Raw genomic sequence first — 21624 nt, forward strand, 5'->3', positions numbered from 1 at the left:
CCAGATGGCTCTGCGGAAGCTTCGTGTGCTGCTCGCGACGGTCCTGCTCGGTGCCCTGCTGCCCGTGGTGTCTCCGGCCGTGGCGTCGGCGGCGACCCTTCCGCCGGGGTTCGTGCTCCTGGACACCGACACCGGGCTGGGTCCGTACGAGCTCACGGACGTCGCGTACCTGCCGGACAACTCCGTCCTGGCCACCGGCAAGGACGGCCGCGTCCGCTGGCTGCCGGTCACCGGCGCCGGCCGGACGATCGCGACACTGGCCGTCCGCGCCGACGAGGACCTCGGGCTCGTCGGCCTGGCCGTGGCACCTGACTACGCGACGTCGCGAGCCATCTACCTCACCCGGTCGATCAACACCGCCACCGGCTTCGTCATGCGGCTTTCGCGGTTCACCGTGACCGTGGACGCGACGGGCGCGCCGGCCGGCCTGGCCGGCGAACAGCCGCTGTTCGAGGTGCCGGGCAGCTTCAACGTCCACGGCATCGACGGGGTCATCGCCGCCGCGGACGGCACGCTGTGGCTGTCCATCGGGGACAACAGCGACTACCGGATGGTGGACCCGGGCGCGCTGCGCGCCCTGGACGTCGACCAGCCCTACGGCAAGATCCTCCACCTGACCGCCGGCGGCCAGGGCGTGCCGGGGAACCCGTACTTCGACGCGGCCGACCCGGGCTCGACCGCGAGCAAGGTGTTCGCGCGCGGCTTCCGCAACCCGTTCCGCTTCGGGCTCGACCCCACTCTCGGCGTGCCGGTGGCCGGCGACGTCGGCTGGAGCAACTGGGAAGAGGTCGACGTCGTCCAGCGCGGTGCCAACCACGGCTGGCCGTGCTGGGAGGGTAGCCACGCGACGCCGGGCTACAGCGGCCTCGCGGGCTGCGCCGGCGTGCCGAACCAGCCGCCGATCCACGAGTACACGCACGGCACCGGGGCCATGAACGGCAACAGCGTCACCGGCGGCATTGTCTACAGTGGATCGAGCTACCCGGCGGCCTACCGCGGCTCGTACTTCTTCGGCGACTACGTGTCGAACAAGATCTGGACGCTGCGGTACGACGACCAGGGCCGGCTCACGCAGGGGCCGGAGAACCCGCCGGTGTTCACCGGCATCGGCGGCCCGGTGAAGTTCGCGGCGGCGCCGAACGGCGACATCGCCTACGCCGACATCCTGTCCGGCAACCTGCGTCGCCTGAGCTACTCGGCCGGCAACACTCCGCCGGTCGCCAAGGCCACGACGTCGACCAACCCGGACACTCGCACGGTGTCGTTCGACGGCTCGGCTTCGGCCGACTACGACGGCGACGCCCTCGGGTACGACTGGGACTTCGGGGACGGCGCCACCGCCGCCGGTCCGAAGGTGTCGCACACCTACGCGGCGGGCACCACGTTCACCGCGAAGCTGCGGGTCCGGGACCCGCTGGGCCTCACCGGCGAGGCCGTGATCGCGGTCGCGCCCGGCAACCGCACCCCGGTGCTCACCCTGACCTCGCCCGGGGCCACGACGTTCGCCGTGAACCAGCCGGTCACCGTGGGCGCCACCGCGACCGACGCCGAGGACGGCGCCCTGCCGATCACCTGGACCACGGCGGTGCGGCACTGCCCGAGTGAGGCGACGTGCCACTCGCACCCGGGCATCGGCGGGACCGGGGCGAGCTTCTCACAGTCGTTCACCGAGCACCCGGACTCGCGGATGGAGTTTACCGCGACGGTGACCGACAGCGCGGGCGTTTCCACGGCCAAGACGTACACGGCGATGCCGCGGCAGCACCGGATCACGCTGCGCGGCACGCAGCCGGCGGCGCTGGGCATCCCGGTGGCGGGCGGGGCCGGCACGGCCATGGTCACCGAAGGCGCGTCCTTCGACGTCGAGGCCGCGCCGCTGGCCATCGACGGCGTCTCGAAGTTCTCCGGCTGGCAGGGCGGTCCGGCGGACACCACGTGGATCGTCACCGTCGGCACGACCGACCTGACCCTGATCGCGAACTACGCGACCCCGATCGACCAGCGCTACGACGCCGACGCCGCGTTGCGGGCGAAGCTCGGCGCGCCGACGGCGGCCGAGACCACGGACGGCCCGGTCCACTACCGCGTCCACGCGAACGGCCGGCTGTACTGGAGCGCCGAGACCGGCACCCGGTACGTCACCGGCCCGGTGCTGGACAAGTACCTCGCCCTCGGCGGGCACGCCCGCTACGGGCCGCCGTCGGCCGACACCGCCACGACGCCGGACGGCGTGGCCCAGTACAACCACTTCGTCGCCAACGGGACGGTGAGTTCGATCTACTCGACGGCCGCGACCGGTGCGCGCCTGATTTCCGGGGAGATCCGGAAGACGTGGGCGGCGCTGGACTACGAGCGTGGCCTGGGTTATCCGACGACGGACGAGCTGGCGACGCCGGACGGAGTCGCGCGGTACAACCACTTCCTCAAGGGAAGCGACGCCGGGTCGATCTACTACACGGTCGCGACGGGTGCGCACGCGATCCACGGCGAGATCCGGAAGAAGTGGGCGGCGCTGGACTACGAGCGCGGCCTGGGTTATCCGACGACCGACGAGCTGGGCACGCCGGACGGCGTGGCTCGCTACAACCACTTCCTCAAGGGCGGCACCGCCGGGTCGATCTACTACACGACGGCGACGGGTGCCCGCGCGATCTACGGCGAGATCCGGAAGAAGTGGGCGGCGCTGGACTACGAGCGCGGCCTGGGTTACCCGGCGACCGACGAGCTCGGCACCCCCGACGGCCGCGGCCGCTACAACCACTTCACCCTCGGCGGCTCCATCTACTACACGACGGCCACCGGCGCCCACATGGTGAAGGGCGAGATCCGGAAGCGCTGGGCGGCGCTCGGCTGGGAGTACTCCTACCTGCACTACCCGAAGTCGGACGAGTACCGGACGAGCGTGGGCTACCGCAGCGACTTCGAGGGCGGGTACATCAGCTACACCTCCACCGGGGCCCGCGACTACCGCGGGTGATCCTTCCTCCGTCCTCTTAGGACGAAAGCAGGTCGGCCGGGGTCGTTCCCGGTGTCGTCAACGGCAGGCCGAGGGCGACGCGCTCGGTGAGCCACGGGCTCGGCCGGTAGCGGGGGTCGCCGGTGGCCGCGGTGAGGCCGCGCAGGATGCGCAGCACCACGTCGCCGCCGACCAGGTCGCCCCAGGCCAGCGGGCCGCGCGGGTAGCCGAGGCCGAGGCGGACCGCCGTGTCGATGTCCGGTGCGGTGGCCAGGTGCTGGCCCGCGATGAAGCAAGCCGTGTTGACGATCGAGGCCAGTAGGCGCTGCGCGATCGGGGCGGGGCCGTCGCGGACGACCGTCACCGGATGGCCGGTCGCGGCCAGCGCGCCCCACGCGGCGCGGCCCACCGCCGGGTCCAGGCCGGCGTGCACCGACATCGTCAGCCGGCGTTCGTAGCCGCCCAGCGGGTCGACGCCGGCGACGCGGTCCAGTGGCAGCCCGGCCCGGGTGGCGGCGTCCACCGTGGACTCGCCGTACAGCGGCACGAGCAGGATCGCGTCCGGGTAGGCGTCGGACACCACGTGCACCCCCGCGGACGACAGCGCCCGGGCGAGGTGCTCGTCCGCGGTGAACACCGGGCTCGACGGCTTCGGCGGGGCGGTGGCCTCGTCGGCGACCTGCTGCTTGCCGTCGGCGTAGGAGTAGAAGCCCTGGCCGTTCTTCCGCCCGAACAACCCGGCGGCCACGCGCGGCCGGGTCAGCCACGACGGCCGCAGCCGCGGGTCGCCGTGGAAGCCGCTCCAGATGCTTTCCAGGACGGCGTGCGAAACGTCGAGGCCGGTCAGGTCCAGCAGCTCGAACGGGCCGAGCTTCAGGCCGAGCACGTCCCGGGCGATGCGGTCGACGTCGGCGGGCTCGGCCAGCGCCTCGGCGAGGATCTGCAGCGCCTCGGTGTTCAGGCCGCGACCGGCGTGGTTGACCAAGAAACCGGGCGCGTCCTTTGCGAGCACCGGCTCGTGGCCCCAGCTCTTGACCAGTTCGAGCGCTTCGCCCGGCAGCCAGCCGTGCGTGCGGGCGCCGGGCACGACCTCGACCAGCCGCATCAGCGGCACCGGGTTGAAGAAGTGCAGGCCGAGCAGGCGGCCGGGCTCGGCCAGGCCGGCGGCGATCTCGGTGACCGACAGCGAGCTCGTGTTCGTCGCGAAGATCGTCTCCTGTGGACAGACGCGCTCGAGGCTCCCGAACAGGGCTCGCTTGGTTTCGAGGTCTTCCCGGACGGCTTCGATCACGAGGTCGACCCCGTCCGCGGGCGCGTCGGGCGCGTCGACGGCGACCAGCCGGCCCTTCACGGCCTGGGGTTCGGTGAGCTTGCCCTTGGCGGCGAGCTTGTCGACCATCCCGCCGACGTACTCGATCGCCTCGGCGACGGCTTCGGGCCGGACGTCGGCCAGCTCGACGGTCACCCCCGCGGTCGCGGCCAGCTGGACTATCCCGCGGCCCATCACCCCGGTGCCGATCACCCGGATCCTGCCGACCTTCCCGGCCCACCCCGTCACGTCGTGCCGCCTTCCGCCGTTGGACTCCCGCCTCAGCCTAGAGGCCGACGAACTCCGCCATCCGCCTCGCCGAGTGCGCGAAGAACGCGTCGGCCGGGTCGACGCTGCCGACGTACTGGCCGAACAGGTCGAAGCTGATCGCGCCGAACAGCTGGGTCCACGCCATGAGCAGCCGGGCGACGGTCTCGGGGCCGGCGATGATCCCGAGCACCTTCGTGAGCGTCTCGGCCTGGGCGCGCAGCTCGGGCGGGACGTCGCTTTCGGCCCGGACCTCGGTGTTCGTGAGCACCTTGACCAGGGCGAGCGCGACGCGGGAGGCGGGGACGACGGTGTCCTGCGGGGCCGCGTACCCGGGGATCGGGGAGCCGTAGATCAGCGCGTACTCGTGGGGGTGGGCGCGGGCCCAGGCGCGCGTGCCCTGCCAGATCGCCAGCCAGCGGTCGCGGGGGTCGCCTTCGCCCGGGTCCGCCTGCTCGGCCGCTTCGCCGATCGCGTTGTAGGCGTCGACGATCAGGTCGGTCAGCAGCCGGTCGCGGCTCGGGAAGTACCGGTAGATCGCGGACGACACCATGCCCAGCTCCCGGGCCACCGCGCGCAGCGAAAGCCCGTGCGCGCCGACCTCGGCGAGCTGGCGGCGGGCCTCGTCCTTGATCTCCTGGGTCAGTTCGGCGCGGGCGCGTTCGCGTGCGGTGCGGGTGACGGTCATGCGGATCAGTGTGCCACGACGAGAGCACCGCACGGAACTGAGAGCAGTGCTCTTGACAGTGTGCGGCGCTCTGGTGTTCACTGCTCTTAACCGAGAGCACTGCTCTCCCAAATCTTCGGAGGCCATCGTGACCGAGACCCGCTACATCAAGCCCGCCAAGTCGACCAACGTCTTCAACGAGGTGGTCGCGAAGCTGACCAAGCTGGGCGTGAGCGTCTGGGGGAGCCGGGTGCTGACCGTCGTCGGCCGCAAGAGCGGCGAGCCGCGCTCGGTCCCGGTCAACCTGCTGACCGTCGACGGCGTCCGCTACCTCGTCGCCCCGCGTGGAGAGACGCAGTGGGTGCGCAACCTGCGCGCGGCCGGCCAGGGCACCCTCCGCGTCGGCCGCCGGGTCGAGACGTTCACCTTCCGCGAGCTGGCCGACGACGAGAAGCCGGGCATCCTGCGCGCCTACCTCAAGCGCTGGAAGTTCGAGGTCGGCGTGTTCTTCGACGGCGTCGACGCCAAGGCCTCGGACGACAAGCTGCGCGAGATCGCGCCGGGCTACCCGATCTTCGAGGTCTTCACGAAGTAGGTTTGCGCCGCGTGAGGTTGGCGGCGACCAGGACCACGCCGACCAGGAACGCGGCCAGCCCGATGAGGAACCACAGCTTCTGCCCGGTCATGAAGCTGCCGGTGACGACCCCGATGCCCTGCAGCACCCAGACGGCTCCGACGAGCACCAGCACGACGCCGACCGCGAGCGTGATCCACCGCCTCATCGGCCCAGCTTAGGCTCCTCGCTCGTCCGGCACGAGCTTGTGGCGGTAGGCGTAGACGACCGCGTGCACCCGGTCCGGCAGCCCGAGCTTGCTCAGCACGCGGGACACGTGCGTCTTGACCGTCTCCTCGCCGACGTGCAGCTGCCGCGCGATCTCGGCGTTGCTGCACGCGTTGGCGAGCAGCAGCAGCACCTCCCGTTCGCGGGAGGTCAGCCGGGCCAGCTCCGGGGGTTCGGCGGCCGCGGGTTCGAGGACCGCGGCGAACTTCGCCACCAGCCGCCGCGTCACCGAGGGGTCGATCAGCGCGTCCCCGCGCGCCGCCACCCGCATCGCCGCGACCAGTTCCTCCGGCGCCAGGCTCTTCAGCAGGAACCCGCTCGCCCCGGCCCGCAGCGCGCGGTAGACGTACTCGTCGGCGTCGTAGGTGGTGAGCACGAGGACGCGGGTGTCGTTGCCCGGCGCCGCGAGGATCGCCTCGGTCGCGGCGAGGCCGTCGAGGCGGGGCATCCGGACGTCGAGGACGGCGACGTCCGGGCGCAGGCGCGCGGTCTCGGTGACGGCTTCGCGGCCGTCGGACGCCTCGCCGACGCAGGTGAAGTCGGGCTGGGTGTCGAGCAGCGCGCGCATCCCGGAGCGGAACATCGCGTGGTCGTCGGCCAGCAGGACGCGGATCATGTGCTCTCCACCGGGAAGGTCGTGCGCAGCTGCCAGCGCCCGCCGGTCTCGCCGTAGGACACCTGGCCGCCGAACAGGGTGACGCGCCGGCGGATCCCGGCGAGGCCGCGGTGGGCGTGCTCGCCCGCGGCCGTCCGGTCGGCGCGCAGGCCGTTGGTCACCGTGAGCACGACCTCGGTGCGGCCGTGGTTCAGCTCGACCTCGACCGGGCCCTGGCCGTGGCGCAGGGCGTTGGTGAGGGCTTCTTGGGCGATCCGGTACAGCGCGACGTCGAGGGAGCCCGGCAGTTCGCGGGGCTCGCCGCGCAGCGTCAGCCGGGTCGGCAGGCCGGCCGCGCGGACGGTCTCGACCAGCTCGTCGAGGTTGTCGAGGCCGGGCTGTTCCGCGTGGGGGTCGGCGTGCAGGAGGTCGAGCAGCCGGCGCAGGTCGGCCATCGCCGAGCGGCTCGCCGACTCGACCGCGCCGAGCGACTTCCGCGCCGGTTCGACGCCCTCGGGCAAGCTGAGCCGGGCCGCGCCGGCGTGCACGCCGATGGCGCTGACGTGGTGGGAGATGACGTCGTGCAGGTCGCGCGCGATGGTCGTGCGCTCCTCCAGGACGGCCCGTCTGACGGCTTCTTCTTCGTGTTGACGGCGTTCGTCGGCTTCGCGCTCGAGATCGGCGATGTAGGCGCGCCGGGCCGTCGTGTACCGGCCGACCAGCCACGGCAGCAGCGCGGAGACGCCGACGTTGATCGCGATGAGCCGCCAGTCGGAGGCGGTCTTCCCGCCGCCTTCGAGGCAGCCGGCGGTGACGCCGGCGAGCAGGGCACCGAGCGCGAGCACGGCGGGCCGCGGCCGCAGCCACGCCCCGGCCCGGTAGCCGGCGATGAGGATCCCGGCGTTGTCGCCGGTGACGTACCCCTGGCAGGTGCAGAGCAGGAGCGGGGCGCCGGCGAAGAGCACGGCGTGGGCGAGCGCGACCCACCCGGAGTACCGGGCGGCCCCGGCGAGCGCGGCGTTGACGGCGACGCCGCCGAGCAGGACGACCCAGGCCCGCCACCCGGCCTCGCCGAGCGGGCCGCGGAGGACGAAGAGGGACGCGTCGCCGACCACGCAGACGAGCGCGACCAGCAGCGACTGCCGTCTCAGCGACCCCCGGATGTCCTGCACACCCGCAACTGTGCCCTAACCAGGGCAGGCGAGGGACGGGAACGCCCCGATGCGGCGGAGGGGGGTGCGCGGCACCGGGGCGTCCCCTGACTGCGGGGCTGTCGGCTGTGGCTTTGCCGGCGGTCCGGAACGACTCATTCAGGACGTCGCAGCGCGGCCGGCCTCAGTTCGTCGGGCGGGGCGGGTAGTCGCCGCGGCGCTGGCCCGGCTGGCGCTGGCCCGGCTCGAAGCCCTTGCCCAGCGACGTCGCCGTCGCCGTCTGGCCCTCGACCTTGGCCACCACCGTCACGTTCGTGTCGCCCGTCTTCACGTCGCCCGTCTTCTGGGTCGACGAATCGAGCGTGTACGTCTGCTTGTAGCCGTCCTTGCTGGTCAGCGTCACCGAGGTGGCGCTCAGCTCGGTGACGTCGCCGGTCTGCAGCCGCTCGGTCGTGTAGCCGCCGCTGCCGTTCGACACCACGAAGTCGCCGTGCAGTGCCTCCCGCAACGCCGTCATCCCGCCGCCGAAGCCGCCGCCCGGCATCCCCTGGCCGCGGAACTGGCCGCCGCCCGGGCCGCCGAAGCCGCCCGGGCCCTGGGCCGTGTTGCCGGCGCTGCTCGTCCCGGCCCAGATCGCCGCGCCGCCGCCCGCCGCGATCACCACGGCGATGCCCGCCGCGATCGCCGTCTTCTTGCCGGACCAGCCCTGCTTCGGCGCCGCCGGGGCCGGGTCGCCCCAGTTGGCGCCCTCGGGCTGGGTGTTCGGCATCGGCTCGGTCGTCATCGTGTCCTCCGGAGGTGCCCACACTGGTCCCGGTCAGGTTCGCCGCCGCGGCTGTGTTTGCGCTGTGCGGAACGTCAGCCTGCGCTGTGCCTCGATCGCGCGAACCTTCACAGGGAACGCACAGCCACCACACAGCGAACACCGACGCCGAGCCGGGAAGGTGGCACCATGACCGCTATGAACGCCACGTCACCGGGCCCCGGCAAGGCCGACCTGCGCCGCGCCGACGGGAGCCCGGTCCGGGTCCTCGTCGTCGACGACGAGGCGACGCTGGCGGAGCTCGTGTCGATGGCCCTGCGGATGGAGGGCTGGGAGGTGCGCAGCGCGGGCGACGGCACCGAGGCCGTCCGGATCGCGCGCGACTTCCGCCCCGACGCCGTCGTCCTCGACGTCATGCTCCCCGACTTCAGCGGCCTCGAGGTGCTGCGCCGGATGCGGTCCGAGGCGCCCCACCTGCCGGTGCTGTTCCTGACGGCGAAGGACGCGGTCGAGGACCGCATCGCCGGGCTGACCGCGGGCGGCGACGACTACGTCACCAAGCCGTTCAGCCTCGAAGAGGTCGCGCTGCGCCTGCGCGCGCTGCTGCGCCGGGCCGGCGGCGTCACCGGCGCGAGCGGGTCGACGCTGGTCGTCGGCGACCTCACCCTCGACGAGGACAGCCGCGAGGTGCACCGCGGCGGCGACCTGGTGCCGCTGACCGCGACCGAGTTCGAGCTGCTGCGCTACCTCATGCGGAACCCGAAGCGGGTGCTGTCGAAGGCCCAGATCCTCGATCGCGTGTGGAGCTACGACTTCGGCGGCCAGGCCAACATCGTCGAGCTCTACATCTCCTACCTGCGCAAGAAGATCGACGCCGACCGCGAGCCGATGATCCACACCATGCGGGGCGCCGGGTATGTCCTCAAACCCGCCGGCTGAACCGAAGCGCGTCGGCATGTCACAGTGGTCGCTGCGGCGGCGGCTGATCGTCCAGCTCGCCGCGCTGCTGGCCCTGGTGTGCGTGGTCGTCGGCGTGGTGACGGAGTTCGCGCTGAGCGAGTTCCTGATCCGCCAGCAGGACGACCGGCTCAAGGCGGCCACCGACCGCGCCGCGCACGGCGGGGAGCGGCCGGTGTGGCCGTACGGCGACGCGCCGCCGCCGGACCCGCTGCGCGTGCTCGGCCAGGGCGAGGGCACGCTCGCCGTCGTCCAGACGGGTGCGGGGGTGCAGGCCGGGGTGCTCGACTTCAGCGCGGGGCCGCCGTCGAGGCGCAAGGCGCCGCTCAAGGGCATCACCAGGGACCAGGCGCTGACGCTGCTCGCGCTGCCGTCCGACGGGAAGCAGCGCAGCGTCGACCTCGGGGGCACCCTCGGCGAATACCGCGTCGTCTCGACGACCTCGCCGCGCGGCGAGAAGACGGTCATCGGCCTGCCGCTGAAGGACGTCAACGAGACGCTCTGGCAGCTCGGGTTCATCCTGGGCGGGGTCGCGCTGGCCGGGATCCTGGTGGCGGGCGCGGTCGGCGCGGCGACGATCCGGCGCACGATGCAGCCGCTCGACCGGCTGGCCGCGACCGCGACGCGCGTCTCGGAGCTGCCGCTGGACCGCGGCGAAGTCGCGCTGTCCGAACGCGTCCCGGAGGCCGACACCGACCCGAACACCGAGGTCGGCAAGGTCGGCTCGGCGCTGAACCGGATGCTGCAGCACGTGGCGAACGCGCTGTCCGCGCGGCACGCGAGCGAGAACCGCGTCCGCCAGTTCGTCGCGGACGCGAGCCACGAGCTGCGCACCCCGCTGGCGGCGATCCGCGGCTACGCGGAACTGACCCGCCGCGGCGGCGAGCAGGTGCCGCCGGACGTCGCGTTCGCGATGAGCCGCGTCGAGTCCGAGTCGCGCCGGATGACGACGCTGGTGGAGGACCTGCTGCTGCTCGCCCGGCTGGATTCGGGCCGCCCGGTGGTGCCCGAGTGGGTGGACCTGTGCCGCCTGGTGGCCGACGCCGTCGCGGACGCGCACGTGGCGGGTCCGGATCACAAGTGGCTGATGGACGTGCCCGGCGAGCCGATCGGCGTCCTCGGCGACGCGGGCCAGCTGCACCAGGTGGTGATCAACGTGCTCGCCAACGCGCGCACGCACACGCCACCGGGCACGACGGTGACGACCACACTGTCCACTTCGGACGGGATCGTCCGGCTCCGGGTGGCCGACGACGGCCCGGGCATCCCGCCGGAGATCCTCCCGGACATCTTCGAGCGCTTCGCCCGCGGCGACAACTCGCGTTCGCGCGCGGCGGGGAGCACGGGCCTGGGCCTGGCGATCGTGGCCGCGGTGGTGGGCGCGCACGGCGGCCGGGTCGGGGTGCAGAGCCGTCCGGGCCGCACGGAGTTCGAGATCACCTTCCCGGCCGCCCCGGCACCGGAGTAGCGGCCGCCCGTCCCGAGGCGATGCACAGCCGGCGCACAGCTTCGCCACAAGTTCACCACATGCGGCGTTGACACGGTGAGCGCCATGACGACCACGCTGCCGGCGCTCGAGCACGCCCAGCCGCCCGCGCCCGCCCGGAAACCGCGGTGGGTCGGGCCGTCCGTGGCCGCGCTGCTGCTCGGTACCGGCCTGCTCTACCTGTGGGACCTCGCGAAAACCGGCTGGGGCAACGACTTCTACGCGATGGCCGTGCAGGCCGGCACGTGGAGCTGGAAGGCGTGGTTCTTCGGCTCGCTCGATCCGGGCAACGTCGTCACCGTGGACAAACCGCCGTTTTCCCTGTGGGTGATGGGGTTGTCCGGGCGGCTCTTCGGCTTCTCCAGCTGGAGCTTGCTCGTGCCCGACGCGCTCGCCGGCGTCGCCTCTGTCGGCCTGCTCTACCTCGCAGTCCGGCGGCTCTCGGGGCCGGGTGCCGGGCTGCTGGCCGGGGCCGGGCTCGCGCTGACGCCGGTCGCCGCGCTGATGTTCCGCTACGACAACCCCGACTCCTTCCTCGTGCTGCTGCTGGTCGCCGGTGGCTACTGCGTGGTGCGGGCGCTGGAACACGCGAGCACGAAGTGGCTGGTGCTCGCCGGGGTCGCCGTCGGCTTCGGGTTCCTCGACAAGATGCTGCAGGCCTTCCTCGTGCTGCCCGCCTTCGTGCTCGCCTACGCCGTCGCGGCGCCGACGTCGCCCGGCCGCCGGATCGGCCAGCTGGCGGCCGCGGCGGGCGCACTGCTCGTTTCCGCCGGCTGGTGGATCGTGGCCGTCGCGCTCTGGCCCGTCGCGGACCGGCCCTACATCAGCGGCTCGACCGACGACACCGTGCTGGAACTGGCCTTCGGCTACAACGGCCTCGGCCGGATCTTCGGTGAAGGCCGCGGGGGCGGCGGCCGGACGTTCACGCCCCCGGCGGGGATGGAGCTGCCCACCGGCGGCCGGGGTTTCGGTGGCGGCTTCGGCGGCCAAGCCGGCCTCACCCGGCTGTTCGGCGGCGAGTTCGGCGGCGAGGCGTCGTGGCTGCTGCCGGCCGCGGTCATCGGGCTGGTCGCCGGCCTGTGGTTCACGCGCCGCGCGCCGCGCACCGACCGCACGCGGGCGGCCCTGCTGCTCTGGGGCGGCTGGCTGGTGGTCTCCGCGCTCGTGTTCAGCTACATGAGCGGCATCATCCACCCCTACTACACGGTCGCGCTGGCCCCCGGAATCGCGGCCACACTGGCGATCGCCGCGCGTGAGCTCTGGCGCGGCCGGGCGAACTTCGCGGCCCGTGCGGTGCTCGCCGTGCTGCTCGCGGTGACGGCGGTCTGGGCCTTCCTCCTCCTCTCGCGCACGCCGGACTGGCAGCCGTGGGTCCGCTACGCGCTCCTGGTGACCGGCGCCGCCGCGGTCGCCGGCCTGCTCTTCGGCGCCGACCGCGGCCGGCGGCTCGGGCCGGTCGTGGCCGTGCTCGGCCTGTGCGGCGCGCTGCTGGGGACGTCGGCCTTCACGCTGGCCACGGCCGCGATCGCACACTCCGGCGGGACACCGTCGTCCGGCCCGGCCGTCGGCGGCGGCCGGGCCCCGCGCGGTTTCGGCGCGGAAGAGGCCGACAGCGCGGTGATCGACCTGCTGAAGGGCACGACGACGAAGTGGGCGGCGGCGCAGAGCGGCGCGATGCAGGCGGCCGGCCTGGCGCTGGCGAGCGGACGGCCGGTGCTCGCGATCGGCGGCTTCAGCGGCAGCGACCCGGCACCGACGCTGGAGCAGTTCCGGCAGTACGTCGCCGGCGGCGAAATCCGCTACTACGTCGCCGGTGGTCGCGGCGGCTTCGGCGGCGGACGCGGGACGGCCGGGGCGATCCAGGCCTGGGTCGAGCAGAACTTCGCGCCGCTCACCGTCGACGGCGTGACCGTTTACGACCTCGCTGAATCTGTCGTCTGATCGAAATTCGACAACGCAGTCGAATTGTTTCCAGCGTGTTAACAGTCGGAAATCGTTCGGCGTAATCGCGGCCGGTGCGGTACTGGCGGCTGCGTACAGGTGTTCGAATTACTCGAGTGTGACCGGGTCAATCCGAACGACCGTTCGGATCCATGATCTTGCTCGCAGTGACGCCCTTCGCACTCCGTGCAGCCGCCGTAACGAAACAGGACAACGGGGCGTGCGCTTGCACGCGCTCCCCGCACAGGCGTGCCGCGATCTTGGTCGGGCGGCCGACAGAAACCGCCGCAAAGTTGATCTTGAACTGCCCGGATGTTGCTGGCTGGCCCGGGCGAGGGTCACTCGATCGGATGCAATGGGCGGACGTTGTGGGGTTCCTGTGCTAGTCGCTAGGCTCTCCGCCGGGAGAGGGACAGGGGTGGCTGATCCGGTGCGTTGAGTGCTGGGATTTCACTGGTGGTAGGCGCCTCCTGTCCGCGTTCTCTCGCGATGACCCGATCAGGTGCGGCGGAAGTGAGCAGCGATGACCGTGCGCGGTAGCGCAGCTCGAACCGATCGACCTCCCCGTCGTCACCACCCGTAGCCCCGAGCGCCGCAATTCCGCCTTTCGGTACGCACCACTCCACTTCCCCCGCAACCTGGAGTTCGCTGTGATTTCCCGTCCTCGCCCCCGTCTGCTGACGGTGCTCCTGACTTTGCTGACCCTCGCCGGGGTCACCGCGCTCTCGGGGTGCAGCGACAGCTCCGCCTCCGGCAGCGGCAGCAAGATCACCATCGGGTTCAGTGCCTGGCCGGGCTGGTTCCCGTGGCAGGTGGCGCAGGAACAGGGCCTGTTCACCAAGAACGGCGTCAACGTCGACCTCAAGTACTTCGACAACTACACCGACAGCATCAACGCGCTTTCCAGTGGCGCCATCGACGCCAACAGCCAGACCCTCAACGACACGCTGTCGTCGGTCTCCGGCGGCGCCAAGCTGTCGATCGTGCTGGTGAACGACAACTCCACCGGCAACGACAAGGTCATCGCGCGGGACGGGATCACCAGCATCGCCGACCTCAAGGGCAAGAAGGTCGCCGTCGAGCAGGGCCTGGTCGACCACTACCTGCTGCTGCTGGCGCTGCAGTCGGCGAAGCTGACCGAAAAGGACATCCAGCTCGTCAACCTCCCGACCGACGCCGCGGCCGCCGCGTTCAAGAGCGGCCAGGTCGACGCGGTCGCCGCGTTCGCGCCGTTCACCTCGACGGCGCTGGAGCGCCCGGGCAGCCGCGCGATCTCCACGTCGGCCGAGTTCCCCGGCGCCATCCCGGACCACCTCGTCACGTCGCAGAAGCTGGTCAAGGACCACCCGAAGGACGTCCAGGCACTGGTCAACACCTGGTTCGAGACGCTGGCCTGGATCAAGAACAACAAGGACGCGGCCGTCAAGATCATGGCCAAGCGCGGCGGTGTGTCCGAAGCGGACTACAAGACCTACGACGCCGGCACCACGATCTTCACCCGGCAGCAGAACATCGACGCGTTCACGCCGGGGGTCACCCCGGAGCACCTCGACTTCCAGGCGAACAAGATCATCGACTTCATCGTCAGCACCGGACTCGCCCAGCAGCGGCCCTCGCTCGACGGCCTGTTCGACGACCAATTCGTGAAGGCCGCGCCCCAGTGACCGGTCCCACCCAGCGCACCACCCCGGCGGGCACGGCCGAGGCGCGGGCCGCCGAGGCGCAGGAGGTGGAACAGCGGCTCGCCGAACAGCAGGAGTCCGCCCGGGGCGGCGCACGGCCGGACTGGTCGCCGCTGCCCCGGCGGGCCGGCCTGAAGCAGTCCGCTTCACCGCTTTTCTCGCTGCGCGCGCCGATTTCCGCCGCGTCCCGCTGGACACTCGCGGGGCTGTCGTTCGCCATCCCCTTCCTCGCGTGGATCGTGCTGAGCATCAGCGGCGCGGTCGACTCGACGTTCCTGCCGTCCCCGGCCGCGGTCGTCAAGGCCGGCGTCGACATGGCGAGCACGGGCGAGCTCTTCGACGACCTCTGGGCGACGACCCAGCGGGTGCTCGAAGGGTTCGGCCTCGCCGTGCTGGTCTCCGTGCCGCTCGGCATCCTGATGGGCACCTTCACCGCCGGGCAGGCGTTCTTCGAGCCGCTGATCGGGCTGCTGCGCTACCTGCCGGCGAGCGCGTTCATCCCCCTGCTGATCATCTGGCTCGGCCTCGGTGAGCCGTCGAAGATCGCCATCCTCTTCATCGGCACGGTGTTCTTCAACACGCTGATGACCGCCGACGTCGTCCGCGGCCTGCCGGACTCGCTCATCGACGTCTCCTACACGCTCGGGGCGCGTCGCGGCGAGGTGCTGCGCAAGATCGTCGTGCCGCACTCGCTGCCGGGCATGATCGACGCGATCCGGGTCAACGCGGCCGCGGCGTGGAACTTCGTGGTCGTCGCCGAGCTGATCAACTCCTCGGCGGGCCTCGGTTACCGGATCGTGCGCGCGCAGCGGTTCCTGCAGACCGACAAGATCTTCGCGGTGCTCGTGGTCATCGGGATCGCCGGGCTGGTCATCGACGTCCTGCTGCGCCTGCTGCGCACGCGGGTCGGGAAGTGGGCGGGATGACGCTGGAACTGCGGAACGTCGCCAAGGACTACACCGTCCGCGGCAAGGTCACGCGCGCGCTCGACGGCGTCGACCTCGAGGTGCGGCGCGGCGAGTTCGTCTGCGTCGTCGGCGCGAGCGGCTCGGGCAAGTCGACGCTGCTTTCGCTGGTGGCCGGGCTCGCCCGGCCGACCGAGGGCGAGATCGCGCTCGACGGCGTGCCGGTGACCGGGCCCGGCCCGGACCGCGGCCTCGTCTTCCAGGCCGGCGCGCTCTACCCGTGGCGCAGCGTCGAGAAGAACGTCGCGTTCGGACTCGAGCTGCTTTCGCTCGACCCGGCCGAGCGCGCCGCGCGGGTGGACTGGTACCTCGCCGAAACCGGCCTCGAGGCCGTGCGCAAGTCACTGCCGAAGCAGCTGTCCGGCGGCCAGAAGCAGCGCGTCGCGATCGCGCGCGCCCTGGCGTGCGAACCGGAAGTCCTGCTCTTGGACGAACCCTTCGGCGCCCTGGACGTCCAGACCAAAGAGGACATGCAGGTGCTCATCCGCCAGGTGTGGGCCGACACCGGCACCACGGTGCTGATGGTCACCCACGACGTCGAGGAAGCGGTCTTCCTGGGCGGCCGGGTGGTGGTGCTCGCCTCCGACCCCGGCCGGATCGCGGCCGACGTCGAGGTGGCGCTGCCCGCCGAGCGCGACCTGGCGGTGAAACGCGAACCGCGGTTCCTCGCGCTGCGCGCCCGGATCGAGGATCTGGTCCGGGAGCAGCACCGGGGCCACGTGAGCCGGGTGGCCGCGGTCGAGTGAGAACGGAAGACGGGAAGGTCGCGGGATGAGACACGGCAGGCCGACCGCGAACCGGGCCGGCGGCGGTTTTCTCGCCCGGCTCGGTATCCGCGGCAAGCTGAACCTGCTGCTCCTGCCCCCGCTGGTCGCGGTGGTGCTGGTGTCGGTGCCGTTCGTGCTGACGCAGGCGAACAGCGCCGGTGCGGCGAGGCAGTCGGCCGAGGTGGCGCGGCACGCCCAGCAGCTCGGCGGGCTGATGTGGCAGCTGCAGCGCGAGCGGCTGCTGACGGGCGCGTTCGTGGCGACGCCGTCGGCGAGCCCCGACCAGATGCTCCAGCAGCAGAAGGTCGTCGACGCGGCGGTCGCCGACGTCCGCGCCGCACTGGGCGAAGACGCCCCCGACGAGCTTTCCGCGGCGCTGACCCGGATCGGCTCGCTGGGCGAGCTGCGGCAGAACGCCACCCGCCGCGGCGTCGCGCTCGACAGCGTCGCGCGTACCTACAACGCCGTGGTCGAGGCGGTGATCGACGCGCTCCGCCTGGTCCCGCAGCTGAGCAGCGACGCCGAAGGCGCCCGCGAGCTGACCGCGCTGGACGCGCTGCTGCGCGCGAACGAGGAGAACTCGCTGCGCGCGATGGCCCTCATCGTGACCGCGGTGTCGCTGGAAGCCGGCCGGACCATCTTCGACGACGCAACCCAGCGGGCGCCGATCTTCATCGACCGGTTCGTCAAGCAGGGCGACGACGGTGACGACGCCCAGCGGGCCGCACAGGTCGTCCAGATCGAGCAGAGCGACGCCGGCCGCCGCGTCGACGAACTCGCCGCCGAGGTCGACAAGCCCCGTGACGCGCCGGCCACCGCGCAGTACGTCACGGACGTGCTGTCCGCGGCGGACGCCCACGCGGGGCAGCGGAGGCTCGTTCAGGAGCGGGCGATCACCGAAATCGCCGACTCCGCGACCGAGCGCGCCGACAGCGCGACGCAGCTGGCCTGGGCGGTCGGTCTCGGCGCCGGCGGGCTGTTCCTGCTGGTCGCCTTCCTCGCCGTCGCGGTGTCCCGCTCGATCGCCGGGCCGCTGCGCCAGCTGACCACCGCGGCGACGTCGGTCGCCGACCTCGCCGGCACCGAGCTCGTCCGCGTGACCGACACCGAGGAGGCCGAGGAGCAGATCCCGCGCCTGGCCACCATCGACGTCGTCTCCGACGACGAGCTCGGCAAGCTCGCCGCCGCGTTCAACCGGGTGCAGACCACCGCGGCCGAGCTGGTCGAACGCCAGGCGCTGACCCGGCGCAACACCAGCCTGATGTTCGCGAACGTCGCGAAGCGGACGCAGAACCTCGTCGGCCGCCAGCTGGCCCTGATCGACGAGGTCGAGCGCAACGAGCAGGACACCCGGCTGCTGGCCAGCCTGTACCGGCTCGACCACCTCTCCACCCGCCTGCGCCGGAACGCCGACAACCTGCTCGTGGTGTCCGGCACCCGCGACGAAACGCGGATCGCCGGCCCGATCGAGCTGTCCACGGCCCTGCGCTCGGCGCTCGCCGAGATCGAGGACTACCAGCGCGTCAAGCTCGGGGTCGTCGCCGAAATCCTGCTGTCGTCGGCCCTCGGTGCCGACCTGGTGCTCGTGTTCGCCGAGCTGCTGGAGAACGCGACGTCGTTCTCGCCGCCGGGCTCGATGGTCGAGGTGGACACCATGCTGCTGGCCGACGGCGCCTGCCTGGTCAGCATCGTCGACCACGGCATCGGCATGACCGCGGAGAAGCTGGCCGAGGAGAACCAGCGGCTCGTCGAGCGCGAACGCCTGGAGCTCGCGCCGACCAGCGTGCTCGGCCTGTTCGTGGTCGGCCGCCTGGCGCGGCGCCACGAGCTGGGGGTCGAGCTGCTGGCGACGCCGACCACCGGCGGCGTCACCGCGCGGCTGACCATCCCGGCGGCGCTGTTCAGCCACCGCAGCGGGCCGCGCCCGAAGCCCGAGGCGGCGCCGGCGATCCCGGCGCAGGCCCGGCCGCCGGTCGCGCCGCCCGCCCGGCACGCCGCCGCGGCGCCCGCCGCCGCTGTGTCCACTGTGGATGACCGCTTCCGGCCGCCGTCGCCCGAACCGGTCCGCGACCGGCCCGCCGAGCTGCCCGCGCCGGCGATCCCGGCGCTGCTCGGCAACGGCAACGGCTTCCGCTGGTTCCGCGAACTGGAACCGGTGTGGCCGGACGCCGAACCCGACGCCGAGCCCGCCGGAACGCCTGAGCCCGAAGTGGCGGCGGTGTCGTCACCGGAGTCGCGGGGTGGCCTGCGCCGCCGGGTCCGCGGCGCCCAGCTGCCCAGCCCGGGCACGTCCGCGCCGGTGACGAGCGACCCCAAGCCGCGGCACGACCCGGAAGCGACCAAGGCGGCGATGGACGGCTTCGCGAGCGCCTTCGCGAAGGCCGCCGAGGCCAGCGCCCCACCTGCCCCGCCCTTCGCGAAGGGCGCCGAGGTCGGCGCCCCACCTGCCCCCGCCTTCCCGAAGGCCGCCGAAGTCAGCGCGCTGACGGCCGACCCGCCGCCCGCGCCGCCCACCGTCGTGACCGAACCCGTGTCACCTCTCCCGGTCCGCGTCCCCGCGGACGCCTCGCCGGTGGCCACGGCCCCGTTCACGGCCGCCGCGCAGTCGCGCGACGGCCTGATCCGCCGTGTCCCCGGCGCCCAGCTCGCCCCGGGCCTGCGCCAGCAGTCCGCGGGGCGGCCGCTCGCCCGCGCCGTCGTCAACCGCACCAAGCGGGACCCGGCGGCCGAACGAGCGGCGTTCGACGCGTTCGCCGCCGGCCTGGCCAAGGCGGAGGATGTGACGGCAGACAGCCCGCCCCAAGGCGTGGTCGCCGGTCGTGTGATGGAACGAGGAGAAGAGAGCAGGAAATGAGCATCCCCGCACCTGGTGTCAGTGTCGAAGCCCAGAACTTCAACTGGCTGGTGAGCCGCTTCGCGCAGCACACCGCGGGGGCGATCGCCGCCATCGCGGTCTCGGCCGACGGCTTGCTGATCGCGATGTCGTCGGAGCTCGAGCGGTCCAACGCCGACCGCCTCGCCGCGATCTCCTCCGCCATGCTCGGTCTCGCCCACGGCGTCTCCGAAAGCCACCCGCTCGGCTCGCCGGACAAGGTGATCATCGAGCTCGAGCACGGGTACCTGCTCGTCTGCACGATCAGCATCGGCTGCTCGCTGGGTGTGCTGGCCAACAAGCAGGCCAGCCTGGGCACGATCGCCTACGAGATGGCGATGTTCGCCAACCGCGCCACCGAGGTGCTGACACCCGGTTTGATCGAGGAGCTCAAGAACACCGTGGGGTCGTGATGTCCGAAGAACCGGACATCTCGTTGCTGCGGCCGTACCTGATGACCTCGGGGCGGGCCCAGCCGGTCGACCAGAGCCTCGAGATCGAGGCGCAGGTCATGACGTCCCGCCTCGGCGCGGCGTCGCACCCGAAGCTCACGTTCGAACGGCAGGAGATCGTTTCCCTCTGCCGGAACACGATGTCGGTCGCCGAGGTGGCCGCCATGCTCGGCCTGCACATCGGGGTGGCCAGGGTGCTGGTGGCCGACCTCGCCGAGCTGGGCTACGTCGTCGTCCGGCGGCCGGGCAACCACAACTCGCACGACCTCGGCATGATCGAAAGGGTCATTCGTGGACTCGAAGCCATTCACTGAACCGGCCGCCCGGCCGCCGGCCCCGGTCAAGATCGTCATCGCGGGCGGCTTCGGCGTCGGCAAGACGACGGCGGTGTCGTCCATCTCGGAGATCAAGCCCCTGACCACCGAGGCGGCGATCACCTCCGTGGCGGCGGCGGTGGACAGCACCGGCCACGTCCCGGCCAAGACCACGACGACGGTCGCCCTCGACTTCGGCTGCATCACGATCGACGAGGAGGTGAAGCTGTACCTGTTCGGCACGCCGGGCCAGGACCGCTTCGGCTTCATGTGGCAGGACCTGGTCCACGGCGCACTGGGCGCGCTGGTCATCGTGGACACCCGCCGCATGGACGACTGCTACCCGGCGGTCGACTACTTCGAGAACGCGGGCCTCCCGTTCGTGGTGGCGGTCAACATGTTCGACGGCTCGCTCGGCCACAACCTGGAGGACGTCCGGTGGGCACTGGCGGTGAGCGACGACGTCCCGCTGATCACGTTCGACGCCCGGCAGAAGCTGTCGGTGCGCGACGCCCTGCTGGCGGTCCTGCACAACACGTTCAAGAAGGCCCGCGCCCAGGCGGGCGCGGGGGCCTGAACGGACTTCGCTACACTGATCCACGGACCCCGCGCGGCGTCCACCCTGTGAACCTCCCCAGGGCCGGAAGGCAGCAAGGATAAGCAGGCTCTGGCGGGTGCGCGGGGTCCCCTTTATGCCTAGAACAGGCCCAGCACGTCGTTCGGGGGCTTCGGGGGTGGCGGCGCGTCCGCGTCCGTGATCGGGGCCGCCCGGCCCGCCAGCTTCCGCAGCTCTTCGCCGTATACGCACCGCGCCGGGAAGGCCGCCGAGGCCGTTCGCCGGGCTATCTCCGCCGTCGGGAGGTCGCTCGCCGAGGCCGCCAGTACCAGGTTGCCGAAACGGCGGCCTCGCAGCACTCCCGGGTCCGCCAGCAGGAGGACCTCCGGGAAGACCTCGAGCAGCGTCGCCAGGAAGCGGCGGGCGAACGGCAGGCCCGAGCCGTCCGTGATGTTCGCCAGGTACAGGCCCGGGGCGCGCAGGATGCCCGCCAGCGCCTTCGTCGCCTCCAGGGTTGCGAGGCCGCCGGCCAGCGTCGCGCGCTCGAACGCGTCGACCACCACCAGGTCCGCCGAATCCTCCCGGCGCGTCGCCAGGCCCTCGCGGCCGTCCGTCACCCGGACGCGCAGGCCCGGCACCCGCAGCCCCAGCTGCGCGCGGACCAGCTCCACCAGCTCGCCGTCGGCGTCGAACACCAGCTGGCGCGAGCCCGGCCGCGACGCCGCGACGTACCGCGGCAGCGTGCACGCCGCGCCGCCGATGTGGAGCGCGTCCAGCGGGCCCTCGGGCAGGCGGTCCACCACGTCCGCGAACCGGCGGACGTAGTCGAACTCCAGGTGCGTGGGGTCGTCGAGGTCGACGTACGACTGCGCGACGCCGTCCACCGACAGCAGCCAGGCGTTGCCGCGGTCGGCGTCGCGGAGCAGCTCCGCCGTGCCGAACCGCACGGGGTAGCGCCCGGGCTCGGGCTCGGGCTTCCGCGTGCGGCTCACGGGCATCGAGGTTATCGGGTCCCGACCGCACGGCGAAGGTTGCCGGTGGTGCCCGGTACTCCGTCCACCGCACTCAACGGAGACGCTTCGC

19 protein-coding genes and 1 other RNA gene are annotated in these 21624 nt (G+C 72.3%); 13 read left to right on the forward strand and 7 right to left on the reverse strand.

Going from position 1 to position 21624, the window contains the following annotated elements; translation table 11 throughout:
* Positions 1 to 4 precede the first annotated feature (4 nt).
* Positions 5 to 2977: a PQQ-dependent sugar dehydrogenase gene (locus DV20_RS02420; protein ID WP_043775992.1), complete on the forward strand. Its 2973-nt coding sequence runs from the start codon at positions 5 to 7 to the stop codon at positions 2975 to 2977.
* A gap of 16 nt (positions 2978 to 2993) precedes the next feature.
* On the opposite strand, the gene DV20_RS02425 is transcribed toward DV20_RS02420, so the two are convergent.
* Entirely contained in the window at positions 2994 to 4514 is a 1521-nt protein-coding gene (locus tag DV20_RS02425; RefSeq protein WP_043775994.1) for a 3-hydroxyacyl-CoA dehydrogenase, read from the reverse strand.
* A gap of 37 nt (positions 4515 to 4551) precedes the next feature.
* Positions 4552 to 5220 (reverse strand): TetR/AcrR family transcriptional regulator, encoded by a 669-nt coding sequence (locus DV20_RS02430; RefSeq protein WP_043775996.1) that lies wholly within the window; start codon positions 5218 to 5220, stop codon positions 4552 to 4554.
* Between the two features lie 127 nt (positions 5221 to 5347).
* Here DV20_RS02430 and DV20_RS02435 point away from each other — a divergent pair, with 127 nt between their 5' ends.
* Positions 5348 to 5794: a nitroreductase family deazaflavin-dependent oxidoreductase gene (locus DV20_RS02435; protein WP_043775999.1), complete on the forward strand. Its 447-nt coding sequence runs from the start codon at positions 5348 to 5350 to the stop codon at positions 5792 to 5794.
* Here the strand turns inward: DV20_RS02435 and DV20_RS02440 are convergent.
* From DV20_RS02440 to DV20_RS02455, 4 genes are all read right to left on the reverse strand, one after another.
* Positions 5784 to 5981 carry a hypothetical protein gene (locus DV20_RS02440; RefSeq protein ID WP_043776000.1) on the reverse strand — a complete coding sequence of 66 codons (198 nt, stop codon included), beginning with the start codon at positions 5979 to 5981 and terminating at the stop codon, positions 5784 to 5786. The genes DV20_RS02435 and DV20_RS02440 overlap by 11 nt on opposite strands.
* A gap of 9 nt (positions 5982 to 5990) precedes the next feature.
* Positions 5991 to 6656: a response regulator gene (locus DV20_RS02445; RefSeq protein WP_043776002.1), complete on the reverse strand. Its 666-nt coding sequence runs from the start codon at positions 6654 to 6656 to the stop codon at positions 5991 to 5993.
* Positions 6653 to 7807 (reverse strand): sensor histidine kinase, encoded by a 1155-nt coding sequence (locus tag DV20_RS02450; RefSeq protein ID WP_043776003.1) that lies wholly within the window; start codon positions 7805 to 7807, stop codon positions 6653 to 6655. Before DV20_RS02450 ends, DV20_RS02445 begins: the two co-directional genes overlap by 4 nt.
* Positions 7808 to 7970: 163 nt before the next feature.
* Positions 7971 to 8570, reverse strand: a complete 600-nt coding sequence (locus tag DV20_RS02455) for a hypothetical protein (RefSeq protein ID WP_043776005.1) — start codon at positions 8568 to 8570, stop codon at positions 7971 to 7973.
* A 168-nt stretch (positions 8571 to 8738) separates the two neighbouring features.
* On the opposite strand from DV20_RS02455, the gene DV20_RS02460 reads away from it, so the two are divergent.
* From DV20_RS02460 to ffs, 11 genes are all read left to right on the forward strand, one after another.
* Positions 8739 to 9488 carry a response regulator transcription factor gene (locus DV20_RS02460; protein WP_043776006.1) on the forward strand — a complete coding sequence of 250 codons (750 nt, stop codon included), beginning with the start codon at positions 8739 to 8741 and terminating at the stop codon, positions 9486 to 9488.
* Complete coding sequence (locus DV20_RS02465; protein WP_051735762.1) at positions 9466 to 10974, forward strand: sensor histidine kinase; 1509 nt, start codon at positions 9466 to 9468, stop codon at positions 10972 to 10974. Before DV20_RS02460 ends, DV20_RS02465 begins: the two co-directional genes overlap by 23 nt.
* A gap of 84 nt (positions 10975 to 11058) precedes the next feature.
* The gene (locus DV20_RS02470; protein WP_235190683.1) at positions 11059 to 12933 is read left to right on the forward strand and encodes a glycosyltransferase family 39 protein; all 1875 of its coding nucleotides are present in this window, start codon (positions 11059 to 11061) and stop codon (positions 12931 to 12933) included.
* A 650-nt stretch (positions 12934 to 13583) separates the two neighbouring features.
* Entirely contained in the window at positions 13584 to 14597 is a 1014-nt protein-coding gene (locus DV20_RS02475; protein ID WP_043776010.1) for an ABC transporter substrate-binding protein, read from the forward strand.
* A complete protein-coding gene (locus DV20_RS02480) occupies positions 14594 to 15541 on the forward strand; it encodes an ABC transporter permease (protein WP_043776011.1) in 948 nt (315 codons plus the stop codon). The genes DV20_RS02475 and DV20_RS02480 overlap by 4 nt, the downstream gene beginning before the upstream one ends.
* The gene (locus DV20_RS02485; RefSeq protein WP_043776013.1) at positions 15538 to 16326 is read left to right on the forward strand and encodes an ABC transporter ATP-binding protein; all 789 of its coding nucleotides are present in this window, start codon (positions 15538 to 15540) and stop codon (positions 16324 to 16326) included. Before DV20_RS02480 ends, DV20_RS02485 begins: the two co-directional genes overlap by 4 nt.
* Positions 16327 to 16351: 25 nt before the next feature.
* The gene (locus tag DV20_RS02490) at positions 16352 to 19201 is read left to right on the forward strand and encodes a sensor histidine kinase (RefSeq protein ID WP_043776015.1); all 2850 of its coding nucleotides are present in this window, start codon (positions 16352 to 16354) and stop codon (positions 19199 to 19201) included.
* The gene (locus DV20_RS02495; protein ID WP_043776017.1) at positions 19198 to 19632 is read left to right on the forward strand and encodes a roadblock/LC7 domain-containing protein; all 435 of its coding nucleotides are present in this window, start codon (positions 19198 to 19200) and stop codon (positions 19630 to 19632) included. Before DV20_RS02490 ends, DV20_RS02495 begins: the two co-directional genes overlap by 4 nt.
* Positions 19632 to 19985, forward strand: a complete 354-nt coding sequence (locus DV20_RS02500; protein WP_043776019.1) for a DUF742 domain-containing protein — start codon at positions 19632 to 19634, stop codon at positions 19983 to 19985. Before DV20_RS02495 ends, DV20_RS02500 begins: the two co-directional genes overlap by 1 nt.
* The gene (locus tag DV20_RS02505) at positions 19963 to 20562 is read left to right on the forward strand and encodes a GTP-binding protein (protein WP_043776020.1); all 600 of its coding nucleotides are present in this window, start codon (positions 19963 to 19965) and stop codon (positions 20560 to 20562) included. Before DV20_RS02500 ends, DV20_RS02505 begins: the two co-directional genes overlap by 23 nt.
* Before the next feature lie 21 nt (positions 20563 to 20583).
* An RNA gene (gene ffs / locus DV20_RS43405) (signal recognition particle sRNA small type) lies at positions 20584 to 20678 on the forward strand.
* A 3-nt stretch (positions 20679 to 20681) separates the two neighbouring features.
* On the opposite strand, the gene DV20_RS02510 is transcribed toward ffs, so the two are convergent.
* The gene (locus tag DV20_RS02510) at positions 20682 to 21539 is read right to left on the reverse strand and encodes a spermidine synthase (protein WP_043776021.1); all 858 of its coding nucleotides are present in this window, start codon (positions 21537 to 21539) and stop codon (positions 20682 to 20684) included.
* Positions 21540 to 21624: the final 85 nt, after the last annotated feature.

The sequence above is a fragment of the Amycolatopsis rifamycinica genome, assembly GCF_000695625.1.
GTDB lineage: Bacteria > Actinomycetota > Actinomycetes > Mycobacteriales > Pseudonocardiaceae > Amycolatopsis > Amycolatopsis rifamycinica.